At 46.2% G+C, this 13,470-nt stretch carries 10 protein-coding genes; 3 read left to right on the plus strand and 7 right to left on the minus strand.

All coding sequences use genetic code 11. The features are described 5' to 3' along the window. The first annotated feature begins 231 nt into the window (after positions 1–231). The 3 genes from KI215_RS08170 (at position 232) to KI215_RS08180 (ending at position 3,209) form a co-directional block, all read left to right on the plus strand. Positions 232–1,113, plus strand: a complete 882-nt coding sequence (locus KI215_RS08170) for a GNAT family N-acetyltransferase (RefSeq protein WP_212772282.1) — start codon at positions 232–234, stop codon at positions 1,111–1,113. Between the two features lie 49 nt (positions 1,114–1,162). Next, positions 1,163–2,128 (plus strand): site-specific integrase, encoded by a 966-nt coding sequence (locus KI215_RS08175; RefSeq protein ID WP_212772283.1) that lies wholly within the window; start codon positions 1,163–1,165, stop codon positions 2,126–2,128. Positions 2,129–2,264: 136 nt separating this feature from the next. Beyond that, positions 2,265–3,209: an NPP1 family protein gene (locus KI215_RS08180; RefSeq protein ID WP_246512059.1), complete on the plus strand. Its 945-nt coding sequence runs from the start codon at positions 2,265–2,267 to the stop codon at positions 3,207–3,209. An 85-nt stretch (positions 3,210–3,294) separates the two neighbouring features. Here KI215_RS08180 and KI215_RS08185 read toward each other — a convergent pair whose 3' ends face one another. From KI215_RS08185 to aepX, 7 genes are all read right to left on the minus strand, one after another. Further along, on the minus strand, positions 3,295–4,995 hold the full coding sequence (locus KI215_RS08185; protein ID WP_212772285.1) for a pyruvate oxidase: 1,701 nt from the start codon (positions 4,993–4,995) through the stop codon (positions 3,295–3,297). A 360-nt stretch (positions 4,996–5,355) separates the two neighbouring features. Beyond that, positions 5,356–6,504, minus strand: coding sequence for a stage II sporulation protein P (gene spoIIP, locus KI215_RS08190; protein WP_212772286.1), 1,149 nt, complete (start codon positions 6,502–6,504; stop codon positions 5,356–5,358). Between the two features lie 1,308 nt (positions 6,505–7,812). Then, positions 7,813–9,168 (minus strand): YheC/YheD family endospore coat-associated protein, encoded by a 1,356-nt coding sequence (locus KI215_RS08195; protein WP_212772287.1) that lies wholly within the window; start codon positions 9,166–9,168, stop codon positions 7,813–7,815. A gap of 225 nt (positions 9,169–9,393) precedes the next feature. Next, the gene (locus KI215_RS08200) at positions 9,394–10,146 is read right to left on the minus strand and encodes a YheC/YheD family protein (RefSeq protein WP_212772288.1); all 753 of its coding nucleotides are present in this window, start codon (positions 10,144–10,146) and stop codon (positions 9,394–9,396) included. Between the two features lie 3 nt (positions 10,147–10,149). Beyond that, entirely contained in the window at positions 10,150–11,268 is a 1,119-nt protein-coding gene (locus tag KI215_RS08205; protein WP_212772289.1) for a 2-aminoethylphosphonate aminotransferase, read from the minus strand. 15 nt (positions 11,269–11,283) lie between these two features. After that, positions 11,284–12,432 (minus strand): phosphonopyruvate decarboxylase, encoded by a 1,149-nt coding sequence (aepY, locus tag KI215_RS08210; protein ID WP_212772290.1) that lies wholly within the window; start codon positions 12,430–12,432, stop codon positions 11,284–11,286. Then, positions 12,432–13,325 carry a phosphoenolpyruvate mutase gene (gene aepX / locus KI215_RS08215; protein WP_212772291.1) on the minus strand — a complete coding sequence of 298 codons (894 nt, stop codon included), beginning with the start codon at positions 13,323–13,325 and terminating at the stop codon, positions 12,432–12,434. Before aepX ends, aepY begins: the two co-directional genes overlap by 1 nt. Positions 13,326–13,470: the final 145 nt, after the last annotated feature.

A 13,470-nucleotide genomic window follows, 5' to 3' on the forward strand; every position in this document is an offset into this window, starting at 1 on the left:
GAATTCTATTCAGTTGGATCATACAATTATGTGCTTCGAAATCTGGAGCGAGGAAGGAGGCAGAGTCATATGATGGAACAGAGAGGGTACCGAAACAGATGTGAGGTATACATCTATGTAGCAGGGTTTTCCGGAGATTGATTCAAGGAGCAACTCAGAAGATGAGGAAATAGATTCACTAAGTAACTGTGATGCTAGGAACTAATTCAGATAGTTTAAGGAGTGTGCAATATGAACAACTTGCATTTCGATCACTCCTACTGCGACAATCACTTGAAGCGGAAGGCACTGATCGCGCTCTTTGAGATGGTGTTTGGTATCTCTTCCGATTTCTTATCGTGCTTTTATGAAAGGGGATACTGGGACCCGACATACCGCCCTTATTCTTTTTTTAAAGGAAACAAGGTAGTAGCGAATGTCAGTATGTTTGATATGCCGTTGGTGATCAACGGGCAGAACGTAAAAGCAGCCGGCATACAATCCGTGATGACCCATCCTTCATATCGGGGGAAGGGTTTGATACGGAAGCTGTTCGTGGAGATTTTCAGCAGGTACGAACACCAATACCCGCTTTTCTTCTTATATACACAAATCCCTGCCATGTATCAAAAGTTCGGATTCCGTGTTCTTTCCCAGTACCATTTCATCTGTGAGGATGTTGAAAAGATAGGTAAACAGAAGCCGCTGATGGAGTTGGACATGCATAACGAACAGGATGCCAATATGGTTAGAAAGATGTTTGATAAGAGGGCACCCGTGTCACATGTGTTTGGATTCCGCCATCATCAAAGCGCCTTTTTCTTCCAGGTGCTGAGTGGGGATACGAAAGTGAAAGTGGCTTATGCCCCCACCCTTGACGTCGTTCTGGTGTATAATCGATCCAATACCACTCTGCATCTATACGACATCATCGGAAGCCGCATCCCAAATCTCCATATGATCACGAGTTGCTTTGACTTCGATATTTCAAAAGTAGAAATCCATTTTTCCCCCGATTTGCTAGAAGCGTCCGAAGTAAAAATCGTAACCAATCCCCATCAACGACTTATGGTAAGAGGGGACCTGCCTACGGAGAAATACTATTTCGCGATACCGTCGATTGCTGAATTTTGAGGAGGTCTATGTTTAAATAGAAACAGAAAGAGAAATGGAGAGGTGAACCATGAACCAACTGACAACCAGAAGCGGAGAACTCTCCACGGAATTGCGGGAAGTATTGGAAAAGGCAAGAGATTACACGCAACAATCCAAGGCTGCTAATACCAAGAAAAGCTATCGAGCGGACTGGAATGATTTCACCACCTGGTGCGGGGAAAGGGGATTATCTCCACTTCCCGCCGATCCGCAAACTGTGGCGTTGTATTTGAGCGACCTGGCGGACCGGCGCAAAACCTCCACGTTGCAGCGAAGGTTATCTGCCATTTCGCAAGCACACCAGGCCGCTGGCTACGACACTCCGACCAGCAGCTACATCGTACGTACAGTATGGGCTGGGATTCGGCGGGCCAAGGGAACTTTCCAGGAAGGAAAAGACCCGATTCTCGTGGATGATTTGAGGCGGATGATGGCTGAACTGCCATCAGATACATTGACCGGAAAACGGGATCGCGCACTTCTGTTGGTCGGGTTTGCCGGAGGCTTCCGACGCTCAGAGCTGATCTCCATTGACTGCGAGGATATCCAAATCGTTCCGCGCGGCATGATCATCCTGTTGCGCCGCTCCAAAACGGACCAGGAGGGTAGAGGGGAAAAAGTAGGAATTCCCCGCGGTTCTCATCCGGACACTTGTCCCATTCGGGCGTTGGAAGAATGGTTGAGAGCATCCGGTATACGGACAGGACCCGTTTTTCGTCCGATCAATCGTCACGGACAGGTACGAAACAGACGTCTCACCGACCGATCCGTGGCTTTGATCGTCAAAAAAGCAGCAGAATTGGCAGGGCTGAACCCTCAACGTTTTTCCGGCCACAGCTTGCGCGCCGGTTTGGCTACATCGGCAGCGATGGCCGGCAAGGATGAACGGACGATCATGAAGCAAACGCGGCACAAGTCAGTCAACATGGTGCGCAGGTACATACGTGACGGGGAATTGTTCAGCGAGAATGCCGTGTCGGATATCGGGTTATAGAAGATGAAAGAGCACTCCAAATGGGGTGCTCTTCTTTATCGTTTGGTCATCAATTTTTTATCTTGTGTTAAAAAGGGAATCCAGGATTGATTCAGAAAAGAGGAGGAGTAAAAACTAGGTGGGGAGGAGCGAAGTGGTGAAAGGGATTCGATTGGCTATTTGCGTGCTGTTGTCTTCGGTTGCGTTGACGTTTTCCCCAAACCCTTCAACTGTGGAGGCAGCCAGCGACTTGGACCTTGCTTATCGATGGGCACCTGTCCATTTCCAGGACACGGATGATTCTGATGCCGATGCAGATTACTTGACTGCAGTTGATTATGACGGCGATTGGAATACACAAAACAACTGGGAGAACCAGGATGATGATCCGACTCGTCTGAAGGGAACGGTTTATTACTCCGTCACCGAAACCATCACTCATTGGTACCTGGTATACAGCTTTTATCATCCAAGGGATTGGGTGGATTATCCCGACTTTGGGTTGGACAGCCATGAAAACGACATGGAAGGTGTCTTGGTCATCGTGCGAAAGGATGGCAGTACATATGGATCACTGGAAGGTATGGTGACTGTAGCCCATCTGGATTTCTACTCTTACACCCCGGCTGGCAGTCCCTTGACAGACGGACAAGAAAACATCGATGGGACTGTGAGAATGATCACCACCGACTACCCAAGACCTGCCACTTTCCAAGAAGCCAAAGGGCATGGCGTGAAGGCGTGGAACGGATCTGAGTTTCCCGGTGGAGATGGAGTGGTATATTACCCCGATCGGTACACAGGAGAAGTACCATCCTCCGGCAATGACCGCAACGTGAAATATCGGTTGGTGGATACATTTGAAGTCAACGGATTGTGGGGCCACCGGTATGATCCTCAGACGTTCGCTTCCTGGGGCACATTCCTCGGTGACAACGGAAAGGATAATGCGGCACATACCGCCTGGGCTTGGGACGACCACGACGACGGCTCCGTCTATGCAGGAGAAATGGCCACCGATCCCGCTCATCTGACGGATGTGTATTTTGATGGTTTGGGGAATTTCAGCACCACATATCTACGAAACGGGTATGTACAATAGATAGGAGTGAATACCCCCTTAGCGAGACATGATCTTGTGTGTCTGCTTTAAGGGGGTATTTGATTTCGCGAATCGTTACTGTCCTTTATAGGGGTGGTAGATCCAATTTTCCTTCTTCAAACAAGGCCTTGATCATGTGTTTGGCATAGCCGGAGGCCTGGGAGAACGTGATCTTTGGTGGCAATGGCGCTTCATCAGGGTCAACGAGTACATCGATAATACAGGGTTTTTTTTGCAACACGGCTTGTTCAAATGCAGGGAGCAACTCTTCTGGCTTTTTGACGCGATAGCCGACACCGCCGCAAGCTTCTGCGTATTTGGCGAAATTGGGATTGGTGAGTTCCGTACCAAATTCCAGATTCCCCATGACTTCCTGTTCAAACTTGATCATAGCAATTTTTTGATTGTTTAAGACCACTACAACTATCGGCAATTCGTATTTTACGGCTGTTACGAAATCGTTCATCGTCATGCCGAAGCCGCCATCACCGCAGATGGCAAAAACCTGCCGGTCCGGATAGGCGATCTTTGCAGCAATCGCTCCAGGCAATCCACAACCGAGTGTGGCCAACCAACTTGAAATAATGAATTGCTGGTTAGTCATGCGAAAATGACGGGCCACCCAGACGGTCACATTGCCAACATCGACAGATAAAACGGCATTTTCACTGGTGACCTTTTGAAGTGCCCTGATGACACTTTGCGGTTTTAGGGGAATGGATTCTTGAACTTCTTGTTTTTTAAGTCGGTCATGCCAATCTTTCATCATTTCTTGATGCTTTTCAAGAAAGGACCGGTCGGGTTGGTTCCCGATTCGTTTCGTGAACCAGGCCAATGTTTTCACCGAATCACCAACCAATCCCACATCAACGGGGTACCGTTTGCCAATTTGCGTCGGATCGGTGTCTATTTGAATGGTTTTGGCTTTTTCGGGTAAGAAACCGGTAAATGGAAAAGAAGTGCCGACCATTATCAGAGTATCCGCCGTTTGCATAGCGTGGTAAGCCGGACGGGTACCGATGAGACCGAGCCCTCCCAGACATAAGGGATGCTCATCGGGAATGGTCCCTTTCGCCGGAAGAGAAAGGACGATCGGGGCGGCCGATTTTTCTGCAAACGCAAGCAATTCTTCACGTGCATGTCGGGCCCCTTTTCCTGCGAGGATGACTGGCCGTCTGGCTTCATTCAACACGCCGAGGGCATTCTCCAAATCATCTTGTTTTGGGAAGATCTCCGGGGTGACGTGTAAGGAAGCTGTATGTAGGGCTTCTCTTCCCACTTCAAATGTGGGAATGTCATCCGGGACAGTCAGCACCGCGACCCCTCTTTTTGCATAAGCGGTACGGATGGCCTGATTGACCACCGCTGGAAGTTGTTCTGCAGACATGATTCGCTGATTATAGACGGCAACATCGTCAAACAACCGTTCAAGGTTAACTTCTTGAAAAAAATCTGTCCCCAAAAGATCAGATTCAACTTGCCCTGTGATTGCCAGCACCGGAACGCGGTCCAATTTGGCATCATATAAACCATTCAGCAAGTGGATGGCTCCTGGGCCAGCAATGGCGAGGCAAACCCCGAGTTTCCCAGTCAATTTGGCATACGAGGCCGCAGCAAGAGCTCCCGCTTCTTCATGGCGGACTTGAATGAATTTGATTTTGTCTTGCGCTTTGCGAAGTGGTTCGATAATGGAATTAATCGAATCACCCGGCATGCCGTAGATGTGATCGACCTCCCATTTGATCAAAAGGTCGACGAGCGTTTCTCCTGCAGTTTTGCGAAACATGCTTTTCCTCCTGTCAAATCCTTATCACCTTTTATTGTGCGCAAATTCAGGTAGATCAATCATAAGGAAAAGAGAAATAAAAAATACCCAAACGTTCGCTTCCTGGGGGCACATTTCTCGGGAAAAAGTAGAAGAAAGCAGCCAAAAGGCTTTGAAGATATAAGTGTTAAACACAATGGACCCGAGGCTGGTACGAGGTAAGCCCGATGGGGCTGGGAAATCCTCAGTAATCAGATTAACGGCGTACCGGAGTAATTGAATCCCTTAGTGGGAAGTGTCCCTGAAAACGAAAGATCACCCGTAACGGTTTTAATAGAGCCGTTTTAGCTCAAAAACCCATGACGTGACCCGAAAGAGAGCTTATGGTTGAGTGTCGTCTGGTTGTGCATTTACGGGCAAGGCTTTGCCTTCAAGATAAACAGCCGCAAAGGCTTGAGCAAACGCCTTGGTTGATCGATATTCCTCTTCCATCGTATTGTCGACACCCCCGATTTCGATCAGGATGCTTCGCGGTGAAATCGACTGATTGTATTCTCCGTTTCCTTCCTCGTGATTTTTGACAAAAACCCCTTTGGAAACGCCGGGGTATAGTTTTTCCAATTCATCGTGCAGTTGAAGTGCCAATTTCTTATTCTCCTGCCAATGGGGGTTGAGGGCGCCGATAATAAAACAGATTCGAGCATAATCTTTGCCGTTTAATCTTATCGTTGTTTTTTTTCTCCTTCGAGAGTCCCGATGGATGTCGATAAAGTACTGCAGATTGCCGTTTTGTTTCATGGCGGTTAGCACCGTCTTTCTGGAGGCCTGATACAATCGGGGATAGTAGACGCCAGTGTATAATTTATTGGAAAATTGAGTGCCAATCCCCATTTTTTCTAATTCTTCCTTCAGCTTTCGGCTCACCGATCTGACGCTGATTTGAACGTCATAAGCCTGATCAGGATTAGTCCGATGGAGTTCCGGCAAAAAGGACTCCATATAATGTGTGTTGTAAATATAGACGATTTTGTTTTTGGGAGACTCTTCTTCTGACTTTGTGGGTGAATTCACGTCATTATCCTCTTTATGAGGGGGCACTCCCTTGTTCGGATGGGATTGCATATTTGCCGGAGGGGGCAAATCCATTGGGATATCGGTATAGTCTACTCCTTTTCCAGCCGCTACAATGTCCGTGTCAAAGAGGTCAAACTCCGGCAATTCCCCTCTGAGAAACGTTCGCGGATCTTTCAAATTGACACCTGTTACCAATTCCGAAACCAACGCTTCCCAAGCTTCATCTTTCGGTACCCGAACAACAGTAAAAAAATAGGGAATCTCCCCGAAAGTATGCAACAAACTATCCTTCGAAAGAAGAGAGGTTAGTTTAGACAAATCGGAATGGGAGACGTTTTCGGTCCGCAGTTCAGTAAACACTCCAAAATAGAAAAACATCAAAGCTAGACTGATAATGATATAGACGGTTAGTTTTACACGGTATTTGAAATCGTTTTGAGACAACCAGTTTTGCATCTTCTCTCCCCCTAGGCTGCTTGTCCATATGAAAAATATGCAGAGAAGGGAGGAGTAAGAACTGCGTATGGAATCTAGAACCTATTGATTCGTTGATGATAGAAGTATGCTAGAAATGAGCTTATCTCGAGAACGTAGAACCACAGACGACGGTGATGACACATCCCTGAAATTGGCCGTTATCCGAAACGGAAACCGATTGAGAACGCTCAAGCATTCCACGGATATGACCCATACCGATACAGATTGATAATTGGAATACAGCTTTTATCGTCAATGGGGGATGATCCTGACAGGGTTGGACAGAAATCAGGGGACGGAAAAGATGAATCATCATCTAAGATAACCGTTACAAAATAAATATTTTGTAACGGTGTTTTGTGAGAGTCATTTCACCATTTCCTCTTGCAAGGCTGAAGCCGTGGGATTATTTGTTCGTTAGCGTCCTAAGTCCGTTTCCTTTTCGGATAACGACCAAGATCAGGGATGTGTCATCCCCCCGCATGCGGTTTTACTGCTCTTACCGTTACCCATATGGGCGGCGTGCCTGTACTGCTAGCACTCAGACCTGAAATCGCTTTGGTGATGTGGATCACTTTGTTTCAGATCGGCATGAATGAATTAACTATTCCTTTTCATTCCCATCAGGGATGAGCTGAATGTTGATGGGTGGGTTGCATCCTGACACATGAAAAATACGAAGCGACTACAGGGCCGAGCTAAATAGAGATAAAAATCCCACCCGGCAGTGAATCGGGTGGGAAGCTCGGCAAGGTTTTTTCAGCTGGCTGAGTAATTGCTACTGAAAGACCCTTGACAAATATTCATACCGAGTATCTTCTAACTTATGTTTCCATCCACGCCACCATGTTCCTTTTTGTGATCGGACATCCCTCATGGCTACACCGATTGCGGATATCCTTCTCCTGCTGTCAACTAGATCCGCAGATCCGCTTTCCCTAACAGCCGAACCACCTCCTCATGTCCCTTTTCTTACACCAGATCTAACGTCTTATTGCCGTCCAGGGTTCGGGCTCCGGCGTCCCCGCCTTACTGCAGCTAGGACGATCCTCCGTCCCCGTTAAAAGCCGCTAATTGAATCTTGGAAGACGGCCCGTACGTCAGCCCTCTGCTTGAGCAAAAACGCCGCCACCTCCCCATGACCGAAAACAGTTCAAGTACGACTCTGAGCGTGAAGTATACATATGTTCGGGAAAACACGAACTGATTACCCAACCACCAAGGATACCGTGAGTACAAGTCCGATTCGCAAAGATGCTGGAATTGCCCGCTGTCGGTAACCCCTCTTTATTGGAACCTCGCAAGGAATTTAGCGTAATTCAGGGGATTTAAAAAAGCTTTATGGATGGTCTCTTTGTCATAGGTTTTGTACAACGAATCTTTGGCCGGTTTTGAATTGGATTCAATCAGATACAGTTGTCCCTTTTCATCCAAAGTAAAGTCAATCCCCATTTCACCAAAAGGACCATATGATCGTTCGATACACTTATACACCTTGATTAAAAATTTATCCATTTTATTCCTTGTAGTGTTTGGAAAATGCTTTCCGAATTTCTTAAGAAAGTCATCCAAACAAAGCACTTTGGAACCGGATCGCGTACTGGTTATGGGACAACCTTTAACTCCCAATCTAACCGCAATGGAATTGATTTCAACTTCCCCCTTTCCATTTCTTTGAAGTGTGGCCCGCATATCCACGTTTCGACCGCCGATTTGCACCGTACGAATACCATGTTGCATTAGGAGAAGATCTTCTCCGAAGAACGATTTGATTACCGGATACAAATCAGAGAAATCCTTTTTCAACCCTTGAACGAGTATTTTTCGAAAATAACTATACTCATATTGACCGTCTTCTCTCTTTTCGATCCGCATCACCCGACATCCCATACTGCCGATAGAGGCTTTTAGGTAAACGACAGGACTTTCATACAACATCTTTTTTAGTTCTTGAAAATTAAATAATTTCGTTTTGGGGAGATGCGGTTTCATCACCTCATACTTGCTCAACTTTTGGTGTAGATCCCATTTGTCGAAGTAATGTTGGGCATTAATGCTTGGTATGGACATCTGGTGAAATCGTTTGCGGATTGCCTCGTGCTTTTTGGATTTTCTCGATATTCTTCTACTGCACTTATCATATAAAATATCCATAAGAGGAAAATTACTTCTTTCCCATTTCTCGCTTCGAGGGTTAAACCAGGTACCAACCACCTTTTTTTCTGGTAGACGAACATCCTCAATAGAAAAGTAGTAAATCAATGTTTTTGCGCTGGTATTGGCTTTAACCGTTTCAATGTCCCTGAAGGTGGGACTTTGTTTTTTCACCAGCTGCTGGATACGTCGTTTGGTTACAAAAATCCCAATAACCGGTCCGAAATGTAGAACAGGACCATTGGTTTTCAGGTTGCATGAAATATCCTCATCAATCCCGCATTTTTTAATTAAATTCTTAGATAGACCTACCTTGTTCAATGTTTTATTGGGAAAACAACGAACCCGGATCTTCAATTGCCCTAATTTGAAGACGGCAATCGGTTGGGAAGCTTTATAGAGCCGTCGAGGAAGGGAAATCGCATATTTATTTGCACCTTGACTTTTGATGCGATACAAAGAGACCACATTGCTTTTGTCTTTACTCACTAATAGCCCACCTTTATCTAGTTTGTTCCCATGGAAAACCAAACTGCTGTTGCCATGATAGACTGGAAGTCGGACGTGAGCCCCGCTTGCTATGACCGCTTCGTACGGGGCGCGAGGAACGAGCACCAAATAACAAAATTGACTGTAATGGAAAAGAACGTCCGATTGCCGTCTTTTTGATGACGGACTAGGGCGTGTCAGGGAATTGAGTCGTACAATTCTCGGCTACGAGGTACCCTTTTTATATGCCTTAATTCGACGATACATCCTTTGGTCTTTTATTTTACGGAAGTGGGTCAGCATTGGGAACGTATTCGCTTCGATAATCCAGACATGGCCCTTCTTATCCAGTCCCATATCCAATCCGTAAATACGATGGTTGGGATATCGTGAAGTCAATCTCCGGGCCGACAACAAAGCGACCTTTTCGATTTTGGACAGGATTTTTTTTTCGGAAAGATGTTTGAGGGAAGATTTTCGGATCGCAGATTCAACCATTAGCACGGTTCCTTTGCTTCTAGCATTGTTCGTGACAATGTAACCTTTTCCCGCCAGTTTAGCCACTTTCCCCGTCACTCTCCATGAATTGGAGTTCTTTTTTCGTCGTTGAACGATCACCCGTATATCAAAAGGGCGGTTACGGATTTCGGGCAGTTGAACCCGCTGCTGGACCATATAGCGACGGGATCCGATCATCCTCTTGATATAGTCATACGTCTTTTGGAACCCTCGAATCTTTTTCTTTTTATTCTCGTGGTGGATTTGGTAATGTTTTCCTCCTAACGGTGATACCTTGATCACGCCAAACCCTCGTCTCCCAACGACAGGTTTCAGAATCACCTGTCCGTAGCGGGCGATCATTTTCCGTAACGCTTTAGCGGTCAGAAGCTTTGTTTTCGGCAAATGGGATGCCAACCGAACATCCTTCGCCATAAACGAATATCTCAACCATTTGTTTTTTTTGAGGATGCTGTTCATCTATCATCCATCCTTCATATAATTGATGGTTATCAGGTAACTTTCCAACGATTTTAAAAACCTTTCGATATCTTCGTAGGTGATATCTCCCATATTGGCGATTCTGAACGTTTTCAACTGCTCAAGTTTACCGGGGTAAATCGTGAAGCCCCGCCTGTATAAATAGTCGTGCATTTCATTGAAATCGAATCCATCGCAATCCGGTTCGAGGATGGCCGTGATGATTTTCGAATGGTGTTTTTCCGGGACGATAAACTTCAATCCAAGCTGGGAAATCCCTTTGGTTAACGTTTCCCAGGACTTGACGTACCTCGCGTATCTCCCTGCCACCCCTTCTTGTTTTAACTCGACAATCGCTTGTTTGAGAGCATACAGGGTTTGAACGGGAGGCGTAAAGCGCATCTGGCAGGTTTTTGAAAAAAACTGATATTGGTCATATAGATTCAGGTAATAATTTCGCGGTTTTTTGTGCTGCATGCATTTCAATTTATTTTTATCCGCGATGACAAACGAGATGCCCGCCATTCCTTGAAGATTCTTATTGGAACTTGAGGCCAGGAAACTGATATTCATCGTCTTCATTTGGATCGGAATGGCGGCAAATGAACTCATGGCATCTACGATCATATCGATCCGATGTTTCCTACATAGTTGCCCGATTGACTCGATATCATTTAACAGACCAGTGGTTGTCTCATGGTGAACGACGGCAAGATGGGAGATGTTTCTGGGAGAGTGTTGAATCCATTTTTCCAGTGCTGTCAAGTCGATGCCCTTATCCGGTGGACTGTTAAATTCCAGGAAGTTCAACCCATAGGCTTCCGCAATCTCGCACATCCGTTTGCCATAGGCGCCATTATTGATGATGACCAGAATATCATTATCCACAACGGAACTTAAAATGGATTCGACCGCCGCCGTACCCGAACCGCCGAACAATACGGTGGTATACTGCTCCGGATCTGCAACCAATCGGGTCAGTTCTGTGGATATGGAACCCATCAGGTGGCCAAATTCGGGTTCACGGGGGCATATATCAGGAACTACCTGAGCGTATTTGACACTGTCCGTTGTTGTGGCGGGTCCGGGATTCAGCAAAATATTTCTTTTGACCGTCTGCATAGGATTTCCTCTCCGTTAATCTGGCAAATTGTTTTTAATAAAAATCTGCAATCGCTCTTTCACTTCATACGGTTTTATTTTGGGGCGTCCCAGTTGATTCTTGGAGCCTTTTGAAATTCTCATATAGAGAAAAGTCAGTCCTCTGCTTTGCTTCCATTCCTGGATGGAGGATTTCAATTCTTCCAAGCTGTGGATGTAAATCGATTTCGTGTACCCGCAGGAAGCTGCAATCTCCATGAAATTAGTATTATGCGAAACCGTGCTTTGCCCCCCCGTTGAATCATGGGTTTGATTGTCCAGCAGGATATGGAGCATGTTATGCGGACTGTAATACCCGTTGGTAGCTAAACTCCCCATACGCATGAGTAAAGAGCCGTCCCCGTCGATCACGACGATATCCAAATCTCTTCGGGTTAGCGCCATACCGAGTCCGAGAGAAGCAGCACATCCCATGGAGCCGACCATATACAGGTGATTTGGGGCATCTTCGATTTCATACAATTCCCGACCTGTTTTTCCGGTTGTGGCAATCAGTACGGTTTTGTTGTCTTTCCATGCGCTGATGATTTGGAGTGCTTCATGCCGGCGAGGTAATTGGTCCGTGAACGCTTCGTTTTTCACCCTTTTGATACGGTTCAAATGAAGGGAAAGCGTTTGTTTTTTCAGGGGTTCCTCAGCAAATGTCCCTTTTCTGACAACGAAAAAGAAAGGTTGGTTGTTGGCGATCCACCGATTGGCCTCTAACAGTTGGAGTTTGGCCTTATTTAGGTCCGGTGAAAGAATCTGCCATTTCACTTGCATCAAATCTAGCAGTTCGGTCGTGATTTGCCCCATCAGCTCATGTTGTGGTTCATCGGGGATTCCCGGTTCTCCCCGAAGGCTGACAAATCCAAGGACCGGAATCCGAAACGGATAGTTAAGAGACACCAATGGGGAGACCGCGTTGGACAGCCCCGAATTCTGCATCAGAACCACGGCTTTTTTCCCTGCCAAAAAGGCTCCGTCAGAAATGGCAACCGCATCTCCCTCATTGGCTGCTCCAACATATTCGCATTCATTGATGGCGTAGTTAATCAGGTTTTTCAAAAAAGAGCACGGAACCCCACTGTAAAATGAATACCCCAACTTCCGAAGTTCTTCCCCGAATGCTTTCGTATGCAGCATCAGTGATCACCCGGAACTTTTTTAGAGGGAAGATATTTCTTTTCCGCCGCTTGAAGCTCTTCGGCCCCTTGCAGCCGGAAAATCTCGTCGACGGTTGCCACGTTGCCTTCCACACCGATAAGACTTTTCTCTTGGTAAATTTGCCGCGATATTTTTTTCATCGCGTCAATGGACGCCCTTACATTATGATTGGCCCAGATGACGAGATTGACCCCCAGCTCATGGAACCGATACGTCGGAGTGGTATAATATTTCGTAGGCACAATGACCACCGGGTGTCTTCCGTTCCATTCTTTCATAAACGCTTCAATTTCTGTGATGTCCGATCGTTTGCTGTGGATGAGGATAGCATCCGCCCCTGATTGCCGGTAAGCCTCCGCGCGTCGCAACGCTTCCTTCAAACCCCAGCCCGCAATAAAAGCTTCCACCCTCGTGACTACGACAAAGTCGTCGTCCAGTTGGGTGTCTTTCATCGCTTTGATCTTGCCACAAAACTCCTCCACATCTGCAAGAGGTTGGGATTCGCCGTTGATAAAGGAGTTGGTTTTCGGGAACAGCTTATCTTCAATGCAAACGCCCGCTATATTTCGTTGCTCTAATTTTTTGACCAGACGCCTGGCGTTATTAAAGTTTCCGTATCCTGTATCTCCGTCCAGCAAGATTGGAATGGATGTAGCGTCACTCATAAACTCCAAAACATCCAGTACTTGAGTCCAGGAAGCTTCGTTGTTATCTCTGACTCCCAGACTCGCGGAGATGGAGAGTCCGCTGGCCCAAATCCCTTCAAAACCGACTTCTTCCACGATTTTTGCAGACAAACCGTTATGCGCTTCCATGATAAAATCCGGATTTTTTGAGGAAATCATTTCTCTTAATCTCGTTGTTTTTTTCATACGATCCTTATCCTTTCTATCCTTTCCAATATGTCCATTATGTTAATTTTTTTTATAATATGTACTGAGCTGATCATTTGCTTAGACTCCTACGAAAATAAAAAAAAAGCCCATCACCGGGCTTAAAATACAGAAACAAATAGAG

The sequence above is a fragment of the Polycladomyces abyssicola genome, from assembly GCF_018326425.1.
Taxonomy (GTDB): domain Bacteria; phylum Bacillota; class Bacilli; order Thermoactinomycetales; family JIR-001; genus Polycladomyces; species Polycladomyces abyssicola.